Annotated in this window: 21 protein-coding genes; 12 read left to right on the top strand and 9 right to left on the bottom strand. The window is 71.1% G+C overall.

Going from position 1 to position 18,088, the window contains the following annotated elements:
• Positions 1 to 48: 48 nt before the first annotated feature.
• Positions 49 to 1,845, bottom strand: a complete 1,797-nt coding sequence (locus ACFWX1_RS40375) for an AMP-dependent synthetase/ligase (protein ID WP_378395152.1) — start codon at positions 1,843 to 1,845, stop codon at positions 49 to 51.
• A gap of 128 nt (positions 1,846 to 1,973) precedes the next feature.
• On the opposite strand from ACFWX1_RS40375, the gene ACFWX1_RS40380 reads away from it, so the two are divergent.
• From ACFWX1_RS40380 to ACFWX1_RS40410, 7 genes are read left to right on the top strand one after another with little or no spacing between them, the layout of a single operon-like run.
• The gene (locus ACFWX1_RS40380; RefSeq protein ID WP_378395153.1) at positions 1,974 to 2,384 is read left to right on the top strand and encodes a polyketide cyclase / dehydrase and lipid transport; all 411 of its coding nucleotides are present in this window, start codon (positions 1,974 to 1,976) and stop codon (positions 2,382 to 2,384) included.
• Between the two features lie 8 nt (positions 2,385 to 2,392).
• On the top strand, positions 2,393 to 3,190 hold the full coding sequence (locus tag ACFWX1_RS40385) for a metallophosphoesterase (RefSeq protein ID WP_378395154.1): 798 nt from the start codon (positions 2,393 to 2,395) through the stop codon (positions 3,188 to 3,190).
• Between the two features lie 27 nt (positions 3,191 to 3,217).
• Positions 3,218 to 3,655, top strand: coding sequence for an SRPBCC family protein (locus ACFWX1_RS40390; protein WP_378395156.1), 438 nt, complete (start codon positions 3,218 to 3,220; stop codon positions 3,653 to 3,655).
• A gap of 29 nt (positions 3,656 to 3,684) precedes the next feature.
• Positions 3,685 to 4,842, top strand: a complete 1,158-nt coding sequence (locus tag ACFWX1_RS40395) for an ArsA family ATPase (protein WP_378395157.1) — start codon at positions 3,685 to 3,687, stop codon at positions 4,840 to 4,842.
• Positions 4,839 to 5,294, top strand: coding sequence for a hypothetical protein (locus ACFWX1_RS40400; RefSeq protein ID WP_378395158.1), 456 nt, complete (start codon positions 4,839 to 4,841; stop codon positions 5,292 to 5,294). The genes ACFWX1_RS40395 and ACFWX1_RS40400 overlap by 4 nt, the downstream gene beginning before the upstream one ends.
• Positions 5,295 to 5,312: 18 nt before the next feature.
• On the top strand, positions 5,313 to 6,272 hold the full coding sequence (locus tag ACFWX1_RS40405) for an ROK family protein (RefSeq protein WP_378395171.1): 960 nt from the start codon (positions 5,313 to 5,315) through the stop codon (positions 6,270 to 6,272).
• Positions 6,273 to 6,276: 4 nt separating this feature from the next.
• On the top strand, positions 6,277 to 7,146 hold the full coding sequence (locus ACFWX1_RS40410; protein ID WP_378395159.1) for an NUDIX domain-containing protein: 870 nt from the start codon (positions 6,277 to 6,279) through the stop codon (positions 7,144 to 7,146).
• A gap of 59 nt (positions 7,147 to 7,205) precedes the next feature.
• Here the strand turns inward: ACFWX1_RS40410 and ACFWX1_RS40415 are convergent, their stop codons facing one another.
• The 3 genes from ACFWX1_RS40415 to ACFWX1_RS40425 are packed head-to-tail and all read right to left on the bottom strand — an operon-like array spanning position 7,206 to position 9,645.
• On the bottom strand, positions 7,206 to 8,345 hold the full coding sequence (locus ACFWX1_RS40415; RefSeq protein WP_378395160.1) for a glutamate--cysteine ligase: 1,140 nt from the start codon (positions 8,343 to 8,345) through the stop codon (positions 7,206 to 7,208).
• Between the two features lie 20 nt (positions 8,346 to 8,365).
• A complete protein-coding gene (locus tag ACFWX1_RS40420) occupies positions 8,366 to 8,878 on the bottom strand; it encodes a hypothetical protein (protein ID WP_378395161.1) in 513 nt (170 codons plus the stop codon).
• Positions 8,875 to 9,645 carry an alpha/beta hydrolase gene (locus ACFWX1_RS40425; RefSeq protein WP_378395162.1) on the bottom strand — a complete coding sequence of 257 codons (771 nt, stop codon included), beginning with the start codon at positions 9,643 to 9,645 and terminating at the stop codon, positions 8,875 to 8,877. The genes ACFWX1_RS40420 and ACFWX1_RS40425 overlap by 4 nt, the downstream gene beginning before the upstream one ends.
• Positions 9,646 to 9,870: 225 nt before the next feature.
• On the opposite strand from ACFWX1_RS40425, the gene ACFWX1_RS40430 reads away from it, so the two are divergent.
• Both ACFWX1_RS40430 and ACFWX1_RS40435 read left to right on the top strand, forming a co-directional pair.
• Positions 9,871 to 10,632, top strand: a complete 762-nt coding sequence (locus tag ACFWX1_RS40430; protein WP_378395172.1) for a lysophospholipid acyltransferase family protein — start codon at positions 9,871 to 9,873, stop codon at positions 10,630 to 10,632.
• A 17-nt stretch (positions 10,633 to 10,649) separates the two neighbouring features.
• Positions 10,650 to 11,156, top strand: a complete 507-nt coding sequence (locus tag ACFWX1_RS40435) for a polyadenylate-specific 3'-exoribonuclease AS (protein ID WP_378395163.1) — start codon at positions 10,650 to 10,652, stop codon at positions 11,154 to 11,156.
• A gap of 115 nt (positions 11,157 to 11,271) precedes the next feature.
• Here ACFWX1_RS40435 and ACFWX1_RS40440 read toward each other — a convergent pair whose 3' ends face one another.
• Complete coding sequence (locus tag ACFWX1_RS40440; protein WP_378395173.1) at positions 11,272 to 12,354, bottom strand: 3-deoxy-7-phosphoheptulonate synthase; 1,083 nt, start codon at positions 12,352 to 12,354, stop codon at positions 11,272 to 11,274.
• 310 nt (positions 12,355 to 12,664) lie between these two features.
• Here ACFWX1_RS40440 and ACFWX1_RS40445 point away from each other — a divergent pair, with 310 nt between their 5' ends.
• On the top strand, positions 12,665 to 13,690 hold the full coding sequence (locus tag ACFWX1_RS40445; RefSeq protein ID WP_378395164.1) for a 6-phosphofructokinase: 1,026 nt from the start codon (positions 12,665 to 12,667) through the stop codon (positions 13,688 to 13,690).
• Positions 13,691 to 13,769: 79 nt separating this feature from the next.
• On the opposite strand, the gene ACFWX1_RS40450 is transcribed toward ACFWX1_RS40445, so the two are convergent.
• Both ACFWX1_RS40450 and ACFWX1_RS40455 read right to left on the bottom strand, forming a co-directional pair.
• Positions 13,770 to 15,212 (bottom strand): aromatic amino acid ammonia-lyase, encoded by a 1,443-nt coding sequence (locus ACFWX1_RS40450; RefSeq protein WP_378395165.1) that lies wholly within the window; start codon positions 15,210 to 15,212, stop codon positions 13,770 to 13,772.
• A gap of 47 nt (positions 15,213 to 15,259) precedes the next feature.
• Positions 15,260 to 16,030, bottom strand: a complete 771-nt coding sequence (locus tag ACFWX1_RS40455) for a group II truncated hemoglobin (RefSeq protein ID WP_378395166.1) — start codon at positions 16,028 to 16,030, stop codon at positions 15,260 to 15,262.
• Between the two features lie 70 nt (positions 16,031 to 16,100).
• Between ACFWX1_RS40455 and ACFWX1_RS40460 the strand changes: the two genes are divergently transcribed.
• Positions 16,101 to 16,445: a winged helix-turn-helix transcriptional regulator gene (locus ACFWX1_RS40460; protein ID WP_378395167.1), complete on the top strand. Its 345-nt coding sequence runs from the start codon at positions 16,101 to 16,103 to the stop codon at positions 16,443 to 16,445.
• On the opposite strand, the gene ACFWX1_RS40465 is transcribed toward ACFWX1_RS40460, so the two are convergent.
• On the bottom strand, positions 16,442 to 16,744 hold the full coding sequence (locus ACFWX1_RS40465; RefSeq protein WP_378395174.1) for an ArsR/SmtB family transcription factor: 303 nt from the start codon (positions 16,742 to 16,744) through the stop codon (positions 16,442 to 16,444). The two genes, ACFWX1_RS40460 and ACFWX1_RS40465, sit on opposite strands and share 4 nt — an antisense overlap.
• Positions 16,745 to 16,779: 35 nt before the next feature.
• A complete protein-coding gene (locus tag ACFWX1_RS40470; RefSeq protein WP_378395168.1) occupies positions 16,780 to 17,217 on the bottom strand; it encodes an iron chaperone in 438 nt (145 codons plus the stop codon).
• Between the two features lie 43 nt (positions 17,218 to 17,260).
• On the opposite strand from ACFWX1_RS40470, the gene ACFWX1_RS40475 reads away from it, so the two are divergent.
• Positions 17,261 to 17,926 (top strand): DUF2461 domain-containing protein, encoded by a 666-nt coding sequence (locus tag ACFWX1_RS40475; RefSeq protein ID WP_378395169.1) that lies wholly within the window; start codon positions 17,261 to 17,263, stop codon positions 17,924 to 17,926.
• The last annotated feature ends 162 nt before the right edge of the window (positions 17,927 to 18,088 follow it).

An 18,088-nucleotide genomic window follows, 5' to 3' on the forward strand; every position in this document is an offset into this window, starting at 1 on the left:
CCTTCACAGCGCTCACCGCTGTGAAGGAGGCCTTCACGGACCGTCCGGCTACTTCTTGTACAGCGCTTCGATGTCGCCCGCGTAGTTCTTCGAGACGATGTTGCGCTTGAGCTTGAGGCTCGGCGTGATCTCGCCGCCCGCCTCGGTGAAGTCGTTGGCCAGGATGGTGAACTTCTTGATCGACTCGGCGTGCGAGACCGCCTTGTTCGCTTCGTCCACAGCGGACTGGATCTCGGCGCGCAGATCGGCGTCGTCGGCCAGTTCGGCCACGGTCGCCCCGGCGGGCTTGCCGTGCTGGGACTTCCACGACGGGAAGTACTCCTCGTCGATGGTCACCAGCGCGCCGATGAACGGCCGCTGGTCGCCGACCACCATCGCCTGGCTCACCAGCGGGGACGCCTTGATCGTGTCCTCGAGCCCGGACGGGGCGACGTTCTTGCCGCCCGCGGTGACGATGATCTCCTTCTTGCGCCCGGTGATCTTGAGGAACCCGTCCGCGTCCAGCTCGCCGAGGTCGCCGGTGTGGAACCAGCCGTCGGTGAGCGCCTCCGCGGTCGCGGCGGGATTGTTGTAGTAGGCCTTGAACACGACGTCGCCCGAGAGCAGCACCTCGCCGTCCTCGGCGATGCGCACCGACGTCCCGGCCACCGGCTTGCCGACCGTGCCGACCCGGAAGGCGTTCTCGGTGTTCACGTTCGCCGCCGCGGACGTCTCGGTCAGGCCGTAGCCCTCGAACACCGGGACGCCGATGCCGCGGAAGAAGTGCGCCAGCCGCGCGCCGAGCGGGGCCCCGCCGGACACCGCCGCCACGCACCGGCCGCCCAGCGCAGCGCGCAGCTTGGCGTAGACGAGCTTGTCGAACAGCAGGTGCTTGAGCGTGAGCCCGAGCCCGGCGCCGCCGTTGTCCTTCGCCTCGCTGTAGGCGACCGCGGTGGCCTCGGCGGCGTCGAAGATCTTGCCCTTGCCCTCGGCGTGCGCTTTCTGCTTGGCGCCGTTGTAGACCTTCTCGAACACGCGCGGCACCGCGACCACGAACGTCGGCCGGAAACTGCCCAGGTCCGGGACGAGGTTCTTGACGTCGGGGGTGTGGCCGAGGGTGACCCGCGCGGTCAGCGCCGTCACCGCGATCGCGCGGGCGAGCACGTGCGCGAGCGGCAGGAAGCACAGCAGCGAGTTGCCCTGCTCCATCAGCTGCGGGAACGCCTCGATGTCCGCGCGGATCTCCGCGAGGAGGTTCCGGTGGGTCAGCTCGACGCCCTTGGGCCGCCCGGTGGTGCCCGAGGTGTAGACGATGGTGGCCAGATCGTCCGCCTTCACCGACCGGCGGCGCCCGTGCAGGTCCTCATCGGACAGTTCGGCGCCCGCGGCGGCCAACTCCTCGGCGGCGGGGGAGTCGCCCTCGATCTGCCAGACGTGGGCGAGATCACCCAGCCGGTCCCGCACCTCGCCCAGCGTCGCGGCGTGCTCGGCGGTCTCGACGAACACGCCCTTCGCCGCCGAATCCGACAGGATCCAGTGCACCTGCTCGGCCGAGGAGGTGTCGTAGATGGGCACGGTGACCGCGCCCGCCGCCCAGATGGCGAAGTCGATCAGCGTCCATTCGTAGCGGGTCTTCGACATGAGCCCGACCCGGTCGCCGGGGCCGATCCCGGCGCTCGCCAGGCCCTTGGCCACGGCCAGCACCTCGGCGGCGAAGTCCTTGGCCGTCACGTCCAGCCAGGTCCCGTCGACCTGGCGGCGGAAGCTCACGACGTCGGAGAACCGTTCGGCGTTCGCCCACACGACGTCGGCAAGGTTCTCGTCGTCGTGCACCGGCTTGCCGGCGGGGGCGCTGTATTCGCGCACGTGGACCTCCGTGTTCAACGCTTGCGGCATCGGCGCCGCGGGTTACCCGCCAGTCAACTTAGCGTGAGGTGGACTGTAAGACCATGCTGACCGACCCCGCAGTGTGACGGCATGACATTCTGCGGATCGTGAACCAGGCGTCACCAGCCCTCGACCTCGTCGACGAGACCTTCATCGTGGTCCCCCCGAGCACGGTCGCCGCGGCCTTCGCGGATCCCCGCTCCTGGACCCGGTACTGGCCCGACCTCGTGCTCGAGGTCTACACCGACCGCGGCGAGCAGGGCCTGCGCTGGACGGTCCGCGGCGCGCTCGTCGGTACCATGGAGGTCTGGACCGAACCCGTGCTCGACGGCACCCTGCTGCACTACTTCCTCCGCGCCACCCCGGCCGGTCCGGACGGGACGCCGAAGGAGCTGGCGCCGCGGGAGCTGCGGCGCGAGTTCGACCGGCGGGCCCGCGCGGCCAAGGCCATCGCGCTCGGGCTCAAGGAGATCCTGGAGGACGGGCGCGAGCCCGGCGTCCCGCCACAGGTGGGTTAGGGGAAGCGATGCGGGTTCACGTCGTGTCCGATGTGCACGGCAACGCCGACGCGCTCAAGCGCGCGGGGGACGGCGCCGACGCGCTGATCGTGCTCGGTGATCTGCTCGACTTCGTCGACTACCGTGAGCACGACAAGGGCATCATGGGCGCCCTGTTCGGCGCCGAGAAGGTCGGCCGGTTCGCCCGGCTGCGCCGCGAGGGCACCCGCGAGGAGACCGTCGCCTTCTCCCGCACCCTGTGGGCGGATCTCGCCGATCCCGCCGCCGCGGTGGACGAGGCGGTCCGCGCCCAGTACGAGACGCTGTTCGCCGCCATGACCGCGCCCACCTACGCCACGCCGGGCAACGTGGACACCCCGGCGCTGTGGCCCGAGTTCGCCGGCGCCGGGATCCGGGTGCTCGACGGCGAAAGCGTCGAGCTGGGCGGGCTGCGGCTCGGGTTCGTCGGCGGCGCGCTGCTGCCCGACGGCGTCGTGCCCCGCCGCAACGGTTTCTGGCGGCCCCACCTGCGCACCCGCGAGGAGTTCGACGCCGCGGTCGCCGCGATGCGCGAGGCGGGCCGGATCGACTTCCTCTGCACGCACGTGCCGCCCGCGGTGCCGGAGCTGGTCTACGACGTCGTCGCGCGGCGGGCTGAGCTGGGCTCAGGGGCACTGCTCGACGTCATCCGGGAGGACCGGCCCCGCTGGTCGGTGTTCGGCCACGTCCACCAGCCGCTGGCGCCGCGGGCCAGGGTCGGGCACACCGAATGCCGTAACGTGGGTCACTTCAAGGAGACCGGGCAGCCCTACGTGCTGCGCTGGTGACGCGGCGGCCCGGCTACGCTTCCAGCCATGGCGGAGCAGTCCACACAGTCCATCGAGGTCGACGCCGAGCCCGCGCGGGTGATGGCGGTGATCGCCGACTTCCCCGCGTACCCGGAGTGGGCCAAGGCGGTGCGGGAAACCGAGGTGCTGGCCGAGGACGACGGCGGCCGCGCCAAGCAGGTCAAACTCACCCTGGACGCGGGCCCGATCAAGGACGTCTACACCCTCGAGTACGACTGGGACGCCGACGGCCTCGGCGTGAGCTGGCACCTCGTGCGCGGCCAGATGCAGAAGGCGCAGAACGGCCGGTACGCGCTGGAGCCGCTCGGCGGCGGCCGGACCAAGGTCACCTACACCCTCGCCGTCGAGCTGGTGCTCCCGATGATCGGGCTGCTGCGCCGCAAGGCCGAGAAGATGGTCATGGACACCGCGCTCAAGGAGCTCAAGCGCCGGGCCGAGGGCTGAGCAACACCGTCGACCACCGAAGGGTAGGCATGCGGATCCTGCTGTTCACCGGCAAGGGGGGTGTCGGGAAGACGACCCTCGCCGCGGCCACCGCCGCGGCGCTGGCCGCGCGCGGCGGGAAGACGCTCGTGGTCTCCACCGATCCCGCGCATTCCCTCGGCGACGCCTTCGGCCGCGTCCTCGGCGCCGAACCGTCCGAAGTGGACAGTCTCTTGTCGGCGGTGCAGATCGATTCCCGCACGCTCGTCGACAGCACCTGGCACGAACTGCGTGACGAGCTACGTGCCCTCCTGGCTGGAGCGGGGCTGGACACGCTCGACGCCGAGGAGCTGACCGTGCTGCCCGGCGTCGACGAACTGCTCGCGCTCACCGAGGTGCAGCGGCTGGCCGAACGCGGCCCGTGGGACACCGTCGTCGTCGACTGCGGCCCGACCGCCGAGACGTTGCGCCTGCTCGCGTTGCCCGAGGCCGTTTCGGGGTACCTCACTCGCGTGTTCGGCTGGCAGGCCAAGGGACGTCGCACGCGGGTGGCCGCGGCGGTCCGCAAGCTGGGCACGCACCTGGAGTCGTTGCGGGCGCTGCTCACGAACCCGGCCGTCACCACCGTCCGCCTGGTCCTGACGCCGGAACGCGTCGTGGTCGCCGAGGCCCGGCGCACGCTCAGCTCGCTCGCGCTGCGCGGCATCGCCGTCGACGGGCTGATCGCGAACCGGCTGATGCCCGCGCCCGGGTTCTGGCGGGGGTCGGCGGCGAACTGGGCCCGCACCCGGCGGACCCAGCAGAACGCCGTGCTCGCCGAACTCGCCGAGGCCGGGTTCGGGCCCGAGCTGGTCACCACGGTCGAGCACCGCGCGGCCGAACCGGTCGGGCTCCCGGCGTTGCTGGAGATCGCGCAGGAGCTGTATCACGGCTTCGATCCCTTGTCCGGCAACGGAAAGCCGGTCACGCCGCTGCTGAAGATCGTCGAGGACGGCGACGGCTACCGGCTGCGCGTCGCGATCCCGCTGCGGCGGGACGCCGAAGTCGATCTCGCCCGCGTCGACGACGACCTGGCGATCACCGTGGACGGTTTCCGCAGGCTCATCGCCCTGCCGGAGACGGTGCGGCCGTGCCGGATCACCGGCGCGGAATCCGACGCGGACGGCCTGGTCGTGAGCCTGGCCGCCGGAGAGCGGGGACACGGGTGAGCGAACAGGAGAACCCGGGCGGCGCCGAAGGGCTGCGGCTGGCCGAGGAGATCCGGCTGCTGGTCGAGCTGGTGGCCGAGCACGCCGCGCCGTGGCTGGAGGGCATCGTCAAGGCCGGGCACGGAATGTCCGAAGAGGACACCGCGCAGGGGCCTGAGCAGCACGGGGAAGACACCCCGGGATGCGGCTGGTGTCCACTGTGTGCGATCGTCGCCGTTCTGCGCGGGGAACGCCCTGAGTTCGTCGCGCGGCTGCTCGAACAGGCCGCCCAGCTGGTGGCCCTGCTGCGGGCGGTGCTCGCGGACCGGTGGGAGCCGGAGGACGGGGTGCACATGCCGGGGTTCCACCCCGCGCGGCGCGAGCCGGAGCCCGCCGGGGCCCCGGCCTCGCCGAGGGTGCAGCACATCACGGTCCGCAGGCGGGACAACTGGCAGGCGGAGCGGGAGTACTGAGCGGTGCGGACGATCGGGGTGGACGTCGGCGGGACGAGCGTCCGGGCCGGTGTCGTGGACGAGCGTGGCTCGATGCTGGACACCACGCGGGTGGCGACGCCGAGCGAGGAAGGTCCCCTGGAGGACGCCATCGCCGGGGTCGTCGAGACGCTCCGCAACCGGCACGAGGTGGCCGGGGTGGGGCTGGCCGTCGCCGGGTTCGTCGCGCGGGACCGCCGCACGGTCATGTTCGCGCCGCATCTGGCCTGGCGGGACGCGCCGGTGGCCGAACGTATCGAAAAGCGCGTCGGCCTGCCGGTGACGCTGGAGCACGACGTGAACTCCGCGGTGGTCGGCGAACACCGGTTCGGCGCCGCGCGGGGTGCCCAGGTGGCCGCGCTGGTGGCACTCGGCACCGGGATCGGCGCCGGGCTGCTGCTCGACGGCAGGATCTACCGCGGCGCGTACGGCGTCGCCCCCGAACTCGGGCATCTCACCGTGGTGCCGGGCGGCCGGGCCTGCCCGTGCGGGAAGTACGGCTGCTGGGAGCGGTACTGCAGCGGCACGGCCCTGGCGGCGACCGCGGTGGAGCTGCTGGCGCGGTATCCGGGCCGCTCGACCGTGCTGGCCCGCGAGGTCGCCGGGGACCCGGGTTCGATCACCGGCAGGCGCGTCGCGGGCGCCGCCCGCGACGGCGACCCGATCGCCCAGCGGGCCATGGCGGAGCTGGCGAAATGGCTCGGCGAGGGGCTCGCGCTGGTGGCGGACGTGTTCGACCCGGAGATCATCGTCATCGGCGGCGGGGTGTCGGAGTCCGCGCCGCTGTTCCTCGACGAGGCCCGTGAGCACTACGCGGGTGCGATCACCGGTGCCAAGTACCGGCCGCTGGCCCGGATCCGGACCGCGCACCTGGGCGACGACACCGCGATCGTCGGCGCGGCCGCGCTGGCGATGGACGTCGCGACGGCTGACGATGCGCAGGTCGGTGTGTCACGGTAGGAGGATGACTACCCTCCCCGCCAACGTGTTCGTCCGTTGTTCGTGCGGCAGGCTGCACTGGGGCAGGCACGGCGCGGCGGGGTTGTTGCTGTCGGATCCCGAGCGCGGGGTGCTGCTGCAGCGCCGGGCGTGGTGGGTGCATCACGGGCGGACGTGGGCGCTGCCCGGCGGCGCGCTCGAAGCGGGGGAGACCCCGCGCGAGGCGGCCGTCCGCGAGGCGCACGAGGAGGCCGCAGTGGCTCCCGGCACGGTCCGCGCGTTGTCGGCGTCGGTGCTGGAGCACGGGGATTGGCGCTACACCACAGTGGTCGCTTCGGTGACCGGGACGATCGAGGAGCGGGTGGCGAATTCCGAGAGCGCCGAACTGCGCTGGGTCCGCCCCGACGACGTCGCCGGGTTCCGGCTGCACCGCGACTTCGCCGCAGCGTGGCCGGAGTTGCGTACCCAGCTGGACCGGACGCTGGTGCTCGTCGTCGACGGCGCGAACGTCGTCGGCTCCCGGCCGGACGGCTGGTGGCGCGACCGGTTCGGCGCCGCGGTCCGGCTGCGCGACGAACTCGCGTCCCTGACCGAGACCGGCCTCCCGGACACCGTCGTGGGCGGCGGAGCCGGGCAGGACTGGACGTGGTGGCCCCGCGTGATCCTCGTCGTCGAGGGCAAGGCCCGCGGCGTCGAACCGATCCCCGGCGTCGAGGTCGTCGACGCCGAAACCGACGGCGACTCCGCCATCGTCGCCCTCACCCGCGAACTACGTGCCGACCCCGGCAACCACGTCGTCGTCGCCACCGCCGACCGCGAGCTGAAATCCCGCGTCACCTCCCTCGGCGCCACCACCCTCGGCCCCGCCACCCTCCTCGCCGAGCTACGCCCCTGATCACGCGAGTCGTCCATCCAGGTACGCGAGATCTCCATCCAGGCACGCGAGTTGTCCGTTCAGGTACGCGGGATCCCGTCCCGCATCTCCGACACCAGCGACGCCACCACGGCCTTGAGACTCCCGTTGTGCTGCCGGGCCACCGCCCGCTGCCGCTGATAGCTGGGCCCGTACCGCAGGATCGTCTCGACGTCCCGGAGTTCGCGCACGCAGTCCAGCCGCCGCGCCACCGGTTCCAGCCGGTCGAGCAACACGCAGACGTCGTCGGTGACGAGCCGCTCCCGCCCCCGCGCGTCGAGGATGACGATCGCGTCGGTGCCGTAGCGCGCCGCGCGCCACTTGTTCTCCTGGACGTGCCACGGCGGAAGCGTCGGCAGCACCTCGCCGTCGTCGAGCCGCGTGCTGAAATCCTCGACCAGACACTGCGTCAGCGCCGCGATCGCGCCGACCTCCTCCAGCGTCGGCAGCCCGTCGCAGACCCGCATCTCGATCGTCCCGAGCCGCGGCGAGGGCCGGATGTCCCAGCGGATCTCGGAGAAGTCGTCGATCACGCCGGTGGTGAACATGTCGGCGACGTAGTTCTCCAGCTCGGGCCACTTCGTGAACTGGAACGGCAGGCCCGCGGTCGGCAGTTGCTGGAACATCAGCGCCCGGTTCGACGCGTACCCGGTGTCCTCGGCACCCCAGTACGGCGAGGACGCCGACAGCGCCTGCAGATGCGGCGCGTAGATCAGCAGCGAGTCGAGGATCGGGAGCACCTTTTCGCGATGCTCGACGCCGACGTGCACGTGGACGCCGTAGACCAGCATCTGCCGTCCCCACCACTGGGTCCGGTCGATCAGCTTGGCGTAGCGCGCCTTGTCGGTGACCTTCTGCTGGTACCAGCTGGAGAACGGGTGCGTCCCGGCGGAGAACGGCTCGACGCCGAACCGGTCGCACACCGTGTGCACGGTGTCCAGCGTCCCGCCCAGATCGGCCTTCACCTCGCCGATCGTCCGGCAGACCCCGCTGATCACCTCGATCGTGTTGAGCAGCAGCTCCTGTTTGATCTTCGGATGCTCACCGCCGTCCTCCGGGCGGACGGCTTCGAGGACGCGTTCGGCCACCGAGGACAGCTCGCCGCTGCGCCGGTCGACGAGCGCCAGCTCCCACTCCGCGCCGACCGTGGACCGGCGTGACGGAGTGAACTCGACGTGCATGCGGGGTTCCCCCGGTCTGATCAGACCTGGGCGCCGTTGCTGGGATCGGCGCCGGGCGGGGGACCCTGCCGGACGCGGAGCAGCAGCAGCGCGATCGCGGTCGCGAGCGCGAGGATCCCCAGCGGGGTGGCGACCGTCTGGCTGATCCCGATGAAGCCCGGGATGATCAGCAGGAGCAGTCCCACGATGAACAGCAGCAGCACGACGAACGCGCCCTTGCGCGGACGCGGCAGCGGTGGTGGTTCCGGGGGCACGAAGTGCTCGTCGTCGGACGCGGGGTCCTCGGAGAACATCGTCTTGTCCCAGTTGGTCCCGCCGCCACGCCAGCCCGCGTCGGCCGTCCCCGTCGAGCCCGTCGGCCCCGTGGCCTCCGGTTTCGGCGGGTCGAGCTTCAGCTCGGCGGTGTCGACGGCGTCGTCGATCGTGTCGTTCTCGGGCAGCAGGCCGACACCCTCGGCCCGCAGATCGGCGACGATCTCGGCGAACGTCGCGTCGACGTCTTCCGGCCCGTCCTTGCCTGGCCCCCGGCTCATCTGGCTTCCTCCGTCAGCCCCGCCCGGATCGAGTGCGCGAACTCGACGCTGCGGGTGAAGATCAGGTCCGCGTCGTGGTCCTGGGTCGCGACGTGGAAACTGTGTTCCAGTATGACCTCGGTGGCCGCGGTGCTGCCGATCTCGTTCAGAATGATCTTCGCGTTCACCGGTTCGACGACATGATCTACGGCCGAATGCAGCAACAGCACCGGCTGGGTGACCTTGGGCAGCCCGGCCCTGACGATCGCCCAGAACTTCGCGAGGCTCGCGGCGGCGCGCACCGGCGTCCGGGTGTAGGCCAGCTCGGTGACCCCCGGCTTGGCGATGTCGTTCGAGATCGCCGCCACCGACGGGATGGTCCGTGCCAGCAGCGGAAGGAATTTCGCGTCCTTGCGCAGGGTCGTCACCGACGGGTTGACCAGGACGATCCCGGCGATCGCGGCGCCGAACTCCTCGGCCAGCCGCAGCGTCAGCGTCCCGCCCATCGACAATCCGGCGACGAACACGATCGGGCAGTCCGCCTTGAGCGCCAGCAGCTCTTCGCGGACCCGGCCGTACCAGTCCTGCCATTCTGTCCGGTTCATGTCCTGCCACCGGGTGCCGTGCCCTGGCAGCAGCGGGCAGCGCACGGCGTACCCGGCGGCCGCCAGGTGCTCGCCCCAGGCGCGCATGCTCGCCGGAGTGCCGGTGAACCCGTGGCACAGCAGGAATCCGGCGCCGGTGGAACCGGGGTGAGCGAACGGCTCCGCGCCGGCGAGAACGCCCATGCGATCGCCTTCCTCCTCCATCGGTGTGGGTCACCCATGTTCGCACGGCGCGGCGGCGTTGTGGGCGTCCGGCCACCGCCCGGATCCTCCGTGCGGCGCTGTGAGATCGGTCGCTGCCACCGGGTAACCGGGTGGCTCGCGTTGTGCTAGGACGTCCTAGCTTCGTACTCTGGTACGTCGGACTGGGTCGGACTCGGCCGAGCGTGGGTGAGGAGACGGAGCGGCGTGCTGTACTGGCTGGCGAAGTTTGTGTTCATCGGACCGCTGCTCAAGCTGCTGTGGCCGACCAAGGTCGTCGGCGCCGAGAACATCCCGGAGTCCGGGGGCGCCATCCTCGCCGGCAACCATCTCGCCGTCGCCGACTCGTTCTTCATGCCGCTGCGGGTGAAGCGGAAGGTGACTTTCCCGGCCAAATCGGAGTATTTCACCGAGCCCGGTTTCAAGGGCCTGCTGAAGAAATGGTTCTTCACCGGTGTCGGGCAGTTCCCGATCGACCGCTCCGGCGGCAACGCCGCGCAGGCCGCGCTGGACACCGCGATCCGGCTCGTGCGCAACGGCCACTTGCTCGGCATCTACCCGGAGGGCACGCGCTCGCCGGACGGACGGCTGTACAAGGGCAAGACCGGCGTCGCCAGGATCGCGCTCGAGTCCGGCGCGGTGGTGATCCCGGTCGCGATGATCGGCACCGACAAGGTCAACCCGATCGGCTCGAAGATGTGGTGGCCGCGCCGCCTCGAGGTCCGGTTCGGCAAGCCGCTGGACTTCTCCCGCTACGAGGGCCTTTCGGGCGACCGGTTCATCGAGCGGTCGATCACCGACGAGATCATGTACGCGCTCATGGAGCTGTCCGGCCAGGAGTACGTCGACATCTACGCCGCCAAGGCCAAGGAACTGCTGGCCGCCGACGCCGCCGGGGTGCGCCCCAAGGTGCCGTCGCAGCCGTCCGCGTCCGACGCCGCCCGGGTGCCCGACAGCAAGGTCGGTTGACCGACTAGGGTTCCCCGGTGCGTTTTTTCTACGACACCGAATTCATCGAGGACGGCGTGACGATCGATCTGGTGTCGATCGGTGTCGTTGACGAACGTGGCCGCGAGTTCTACGCGGTCTCCACCGATTTCGACCCGGCCAAGGCCGGGCCGTGGGTCCGCGAGAACGTGCTCCCGAAACTGCCGTCGCCGGGGGACCAGGCGTGGCGCAGCCGCGAGCGCATCCGGACGGATCTGCTGGAGTTCCTGGGCAAACCGCCCGGCGGGATTGAGCTGTGGGCCTGGTTCGCCGCGTACGACCACGTCGCGCTGGCCCAGCTGTGGGGCCCGATGCCCGCGCTGCCCCGGCAGCTGCCCCGCTTCACCCGCGACCTGCGGCAGCGGTGGGAGGACGCGGGCAAGCCGAAGCTGCCCGCGGCCCCCGCAGACGCCCACGACGCCCTCGCCGACGCCCGCCACAACTACATCCGCTGGCAGGTCATCGAGGAGGTCTGGCGCCGCCGCCCGGCGAACTCCCGCCCCTGAACGGGGAACTCGGCCTCCTGAACGTGGGACTCGCCGCCCGCCGCCCGGCCTGCGAGTCCCACATTCCCGCGCCCGAGTTCCACATTCGCGACGACGAGTTCCACGTTCGCGGAGGTCAGCGGCGGGTGCGGACGGCCTCGGCGAGGGTGTCCAGCAGGTCCGCCGTGGTGTCCCAGTCCATGCAGGCGTCGGTGATGCTCTGCCCGTAGGTCAGCTCGCCGGCGCGGCCCAGCGCGAGATCCTGGCGCCCGGCGGCGAGGAAGCTCTCCAGCATCAGGCCGGTGATCCCGCGTTCCCCGGCCCCGATCCGCCCGGCCAGCTCGCGGACGACCTCGGCCTGCCGGACGTGGTCCTTCCCGCTGTTGCCGTGGCTCGCGTCGATGATCACCCGCTCCGCCAGCCCGGACTTCCGCAGCCGCGCGAGGGTGTCCGACACCGTCGTGGCGTCGTGGTTCGGACCTGCCGAGCCGCCGCGCAGGATGACGTGGCAGTCCGGGTTCCCGGACGTCGTGAGCAGCGCGGCCAGCCCGTCGGAGTTGATCCCGGCGAAGACGTGGCTCGCCGCCGCCGCGCGCGTCGCGTCCACCGCGACCTGGACGTCGCCCTCGGTCGAGTTCTTGATCCCCACCGGCATCGACAGCGCGCTGCACAGCTGCCGGTGCACCTGGCTCGCGGCCGTCCGCGCGCCGATCGAGCCCCAGGTGACGACGTCGGCGATGAACTGCGGGGTGATCGGGTCGAGGAACTCACAGCCCACCGGCAGGCCCAGCGCCGACACGTCGAGCAGCAGCCGCCGCGCCAGCCGCAGGCCCTTGTTGACCGCGAACGTGCCGTCGAGGTCCGGGTCGTTGATCAGGCCCTTCCAGCCCAGCGTCGTGCGCGGCTTCTCGAAGTACACCCGCATGACGATGTGCAGTTCGCCGCGCAGCTGTTCGGCCTTCGCGGCCAGGCGGCGGGCGTAGTCGAGCGCGGCCTCGGTGTCGTGCACCGAGCACGGGCCGACGACGACGAGCAGCCGGTCGTCCCGGCCGTCGAGGATGTCGACGGTCTCCGCGCGGCCCTGGTGCACGACCTTCGCCACCGCCGCGTCGACGGGATGGTCCTCGCGCAGCAGGGCGGGGGAGATGAGCGGGCTGATGCTTGTCGTGCGCTGTGCGTCCAGCGGCGTGACGTCGGCGGGCCCGGCGGTGAGAGACAGCGGTGAGAGAGACACTGCGGGGGGTTCCTTCCTGATGGACACCGACCCCGCGAGAACCACCGAGCCGGTCGCGATTCCGGCTCGGGGTGGGACTCAGCGCAGGTTCACGCCGCCGTGCCCACCCGGGGCCGGCTTCGTAAACCAGAAATAGCGCTGCATGGCCGCCACCCTAGCAGAGCGCCGGAAGGAAATACCGATTGCCCATGTGGTCCGCCCTGCACCGATCAAGACGGAAGCCGCTACCCTGGCGTCGCAAGGCGAAATGTGACTGTCATCTCCACGAACCACAGGACATACACGGAGGCTTCAGATGCGTGTCGGGGTGCTGACCGGCGGCGGCGACTGCCCGGGGCTCAACGCGGTCATCCGCGCGGTGGTGCGCAAGGGCATCGAGGTGCACGACTGGGAGTTCGTCGGCTTCCGCAACGGGTGGCAGGGCCCGCTCACCGGCGAGAGCAAGCCGCTGGGCCTCCGCGACGTCGAGGACATCCTCACCAGGGGCGGCACGATCCTGCGGTCCTCGCGGACCAACCCGTACAAGGTCGACGGCGGCGTCGAGAAGATCAAGAAGGTGCTCGCCGACCAGGGTGTCGACGCGCTGATCGCGATCGGCGGCGAGGACACCCTCGGCGTGGCGAAGCGGCTCACCGACGACGGCGTCGGTGTCGTCGGCGTGCCCAAGACGATCGACAACGACCTGGGCGCCACCGACTACACGTTCGGTTTCGACACCGCGGTGTCCATCGCCACCGAGGCGATCGACCGGCTGCACACCACGGCCGAATCGCACCACCGCGCTCTCGTCGTCGAGGTCATGGGACGGCACGCGGGCTGGATCGCGCTGCACTCCGGCCTCGCCGGCGGCGCGAGCGTGATTTTGGTGCCGGAGCGGCACTTCTCGGTCGAGCAGGTCGTCTCCTGGGTCGAGCGCCGCTTCGAGAAGGAGTACGCGCCGATCATCGTCGTCGCCGAGGGAGCGCTTCCCGAGGGCGGCGAGGAGAAGCTGCTCACCGGCGAGAAGGACGCCTTCGGGCACGTCCGGCTCGGCGGCATCGGCACCTGGCTGGCCGACGAGATCGCGCACCGCACGGGCAAGGAGTCCCGCGCGGTCGTGCTCGGCCACGTCCAGCGCGGCGGCACGCCGACGGCGTACGACCGGGTGCTGGCCACCCGCTTCGGCCTGCACGCGGTGGACGCAGTCGCGGACGGCGACTTCGGCGTCATGGTCGCCTTGAAGGGCACCGACATCGTCCGCGTGAAGCTGTCCGAGGCCACCGCGGAGCTCAAGACCGTCCCGGTCGAGCGCTACGAAGAGGCCGAGGTCTTCTTCGGCTGACGCGAGCTGAAGGGGACTTTCCTCTCATGCCATCGGAGGAAAGTCCCCTTCAGTACGTCCTACGCGACGAAGGTCCCCTTCAGATCCGCGCCAGCACGTCCAGGATCTCGACCGCGTGGCGGATGTCCTCGGTCAGCGGACGGTCGTCGAGACGCGGGTCCAGGACGGCCGACGCCGCCTCGTACGCGGCACGCACCGGCAGGTCGACCAGCTTCGCCTTCCGGATCCGCAGCGCCCGCACCGCCGCGACCAGTTCGCACGCCAGCACCTGCTGATAAGCCGCCGCGGCGGCGGTCGCGGCCCGCGCGGCCTGCGTCGAGAAGCTCGCGTGGTCCTCGATCCCGCGCGACACCACCGCGGTGCCCAGCGTCGCGGGCAGCGCCGCCTGCCGGAGTTCGGTGAGCGCGTCGTGCGCGACGTACTCCAGGATCATCAGCCCGGAACTGCCCGGCGGCCCCGCCGCGAGGAACGGCCGCAGCCCGGTGAACTCCGGCTCCAGCAGATCTCCCAGCCGTGCCACGGAAAGCTCGGCGACCTGGTGCACGGTCGCCCGCGCCTGGTCCAGCGCCGTCGACACATACGCGGTGTGGAAATGCGCGTGGTGGTAGGCGTCCTGATGCACCGTCGAGATCATCGGGTTTTCCGTGCTGGCGTTGATTTCCACGGCCAGCACGTCCCGCAGGTAGTGGATCGCGTCCAGCGCGGGACCCTGCACCTGCGGGAACGCCCGCAGGCCGAACGGGTCCTGGATCCGCCGCCCCGGCGGGGGCGTGCCGTGCATTCCCAGCAGCCGCCGCATTTCCGCCGCGCACGCGACCTGCCCGGCGTGTGGACGCGCTTCGTGCACCGGAGTCGCGTACGCCTCAGGGTTGCCGTCGAGCGCGACATACGTCAACCCCGCGACGGCGTGGCTCGCGCGGGCCAGCGTGTCCAGCCGCATCGCGGAAAGGGTCGCTTCGGCCAGCGTCGCGGCGTTGCTGCTCATGAACGCGAGCGCGTCACCCGCGTGGACCGGCACCGGCGGGAGCTCGCCGTGCAGCCAAGGCCGTTCCCCGGTGAGTGCGAGCGCGGTCTCGGCCAGCGGGGCGAGGTCGCCGGTACCGATCGCGCCGAACCGGTGCACCAGCGGCAGCGCCCCGGTCTTCACCGCCGTCGCGAGCGCGCCGATCAGCGCCGGGCTGGCGCCGGACCGCCCGGCGAGCAGCTGGTTGAGCCGGATCAGCATCATCGCCCGCACCTGGCCGCCGGGCATCGCGTCGCCGCTGCCGCCCGCGTGGCTGCGCAGCAGACGGCGGCCGTGTTCGGCCGGGTCCTCGCCCGTGACGACGTCGTCCTTGTTCGCGCCGACACCGGTCGTGCGGCCGTAGACGATCCGCCGGGTGCTCAGGTCCTCGGCGAGTTTCCACGCGTGCTCGGCACCGCGGAGCGCGGCGATGGACACGTCGATGTCCAGCGGGCCCTCGGTCGCCGCCGCCGTCACCACGTCCGCGCACCGCAGCGTCCGGCCGTCCACTCTGATCACCGGCAGCCTCCTTTCCGACTGCCCCACACTATGAGGCCCCGCTCCGGTTATTCCGACGGCGGCTGCCACGGCGGCACGGTCCAGGACCAGTGCGGCACCGGCTCGTCGGTCGTGGTGTCCGCGCCGGGCGCGGAGAACAGCACGGCGAGGCGGCTGCCCCATTCGACGTAGCCGGCGAACGCGGCGCGGAACTCCGGGTCGGCGGGCAGACCGACCTCGTCGGCGGCCTCGAGCAGCAGGGTGACCCAGCGGCGCCGCTGCTCTTCGGTGATCCCGCGGCCGGCGTGCCGGGAGATCATGTGCGGATGCCCGCCGTGCCGTCCGCTGTAGCCGGCCGGGCCGCCGAACACCTCGCCGAGCCAGGTCGCCACGTGCTCGACGTGCCGCGAGTCCATGTCCCGGAACACCGGTTCGAGCAGGGAGTCCTCCAGCACGTGCCGGTAGAAGACATCGAGCAGTTCCACCAGCGCCGGACGCCCGCCCGCCCAGTCGTAGAGCGTCGGCGGCCGCGCGCCGCCCTCCCCGGCGACCGTGGTCGTCTCGTAGTGGCGCATCTCCTCGATCTCGCCCGCGAACCCGCCGATCGCGGCGAAGAACGCCGGGAACTCGGGGCCGGTGCGGAAGCCCTCGAGGTGGTCCTTCGCCGAAGTCCACCGGATCCGCAGGGTGTAGCGCGTAGGGTCCTCAGCGCAGCGGCCGAGTTCGTAGTCGACGCACTGGGGTGCCTTCGTGAGCGACTGCGCGGCACGGGCATAGGCGGCTTCGAACTCGGCGGAGGAGGCTTCGGGGATGCTGTAACGCACGTATTCGACGATCACCCGGCAAGGCAACCACCGGGTGCGTACCCGGGCAACCACGCACTTTCCGGTGCGTGACACGGAGGGCGGCATGACGAAGCGGTACTACTGCGCGGTCGAGGTCGCCGTCGACGTCATCGGCGGCAAGTGGAAGCCGGTCATCCTGGCCCACCTCAAGGAGGGCGTGCACCGCTACGGCGAGCTCCGGCGGCGCATGCCGGGAGTGAGCGAAAAGATGCTCACCCAGCAACTGCGTGAGCTGGCGTCCGACGGGCTCGTCCGCCGGGAAAGCCTCGGGGGCAAGGTGCCGCACGTCGAATACCGGCTCACCGAGGACGGCGAGGCGCTGGGCCCGGCATTGAGCGCGCTGTTCGCGTGGGGCGAACGGCGCGCCGCGGCGGCCGGGATCGTCTTCGAGCAGGCGCCAGCGGGCTAGTCGGTTTCGTCCAGCCGGCGTTCCAGGGCGTCGAGGTGGGTGGACCAGAAGCGGCGGTAGGGGGCGAGCCAGGCGTCGACCTCGGCCAGCGGTTCCGGCCGCAGCCGGTAGCAGCGGCGCTGCGCGGCCACCCGGACGGTCACCAGCCCGGCCTCCCGCAGCACCCGCAGGTGCTTGGACACCGCGGGCTGGCTCAGCTCCAGCTGCTCGACGAGTTCGCCGACGGACCGTTCGCCCTCGCGGAGCAGGTCGAGGATCGAACGTCGCCGGGGCTCGGCGAGGACGTCGAAGGTGCGCATCACACGGGAAATCTGACCGCAGCCGCATATTCCTGTCAAGGCATGTTCGGGCCTTGCGCGAGTTCGCCGGGCGGATGGGCCGCCGCCACCGTGAACAGTTCGGCGAGCACGCCGGTGTCCACATCGGACAGTCGCTTGAAGCGGACGCAGCTCTTCCCGACCGACGCCTCCGGCAGCCGATCGGCATACGACTCGGCGAGATAGCGTTCGCCGACCACGGCCGCGACGTAGAGCGAGATGTAGTTCTTGTTGCTCGCCAGCATCACGAGTGCCCAATCGCCTTCGCGGCCCGAGGCGTACCGGTAGTGGTATCTGCCGTAGCCGGGCATCCCGAATTCCATCGTCGGCGCCAGCTCCGGCACCGTCGCGCGGATCAGCTCGTGCAGCGCGCGTAGCTCGCCCTGCCGGGGCTCGGCGAGCGCGGACAGGTACTCCTCGTGAGTGGCCGCCGTCGATTTCCCCTGCATCGCCATGGTGCCTCCCGGGAGTGTCGGTGGTGCGCATTATCGTGCCGGGGTGAAGTTCACGGGATTCGGAGAACACGCCGTCGATTTCTTCGACGGGCTGATCGCGGACAACTCCAAGCCGTACTGGGAAGACAACCTGGCCGTGTACAAGGCGGACGTGCGCGCGCCGATGGAGGCCCTGCTCGCGGAGCTGGCGCCGGAGTTCAGTGAGGGCTTCGGCGAGCCGAAGGTCTTCCGCCCGTACCGCGATGTCCGGTTCGCCAAGGACAAGACGCTGTACAAGACGCACTGCGGCGGCGTCATCGAGCAGGGGCGAGGGGGTGGCGCGTACTACGTCGAGGTCGGCCCGGAGGGGCTGCGGGTCGGCGGTGGCTGCTTCCACCTGGCGTCCGACCAGCTGGCCCGCTTCCGCGCCGCCGTCGACACCGAACTGCACGGCACGGCGCTGGAGAAGCTTCTCGCGAAACTGAAGCGGGCGGGCTGGGAGATCAACGGCGACCGGCTCAAATCGCGGCCGCGCGGCTTCGCCGAGGACCACCCCCGCATCGACCTGCTCCGCTACCGCTCGGTCTACGCCGTCCGTGCCTGGGAGCCGGACGACGTGCTGCACGAACGCGGCTCCCTCGACCGGGTGCGCAAGGCATGGCGCCAGGTCCGCGCCTTCAACGAATGGGCCCGCGATCGCGTGGGTCCCAGTGAGCAGCCCCGCCGCTGACCGCCCGCGTACGCGGCGCGCTGCCCTGGGCACGCCGTTGGCAACGTTCGTCGTCTCGAACGCGCCCTTACGAGACATCGGCCGCCGCGCGGATGTCGCGAACGCGTCGTTCACGACACCGGCACGGCGGGGCTGGGCGTCACGGCTTTGTCGCGAACGCTC

Origin of the sequence: Amycolatopsis sp. NPDC059021, assembly GCF_042739895.1 — a bacterium.
Taxonomy (GTDB): Bacteria; Actinomycetota; Actinomycetes; order Mycobacteriales; family Pseudonocardiaceae; genus Amycolatopsis.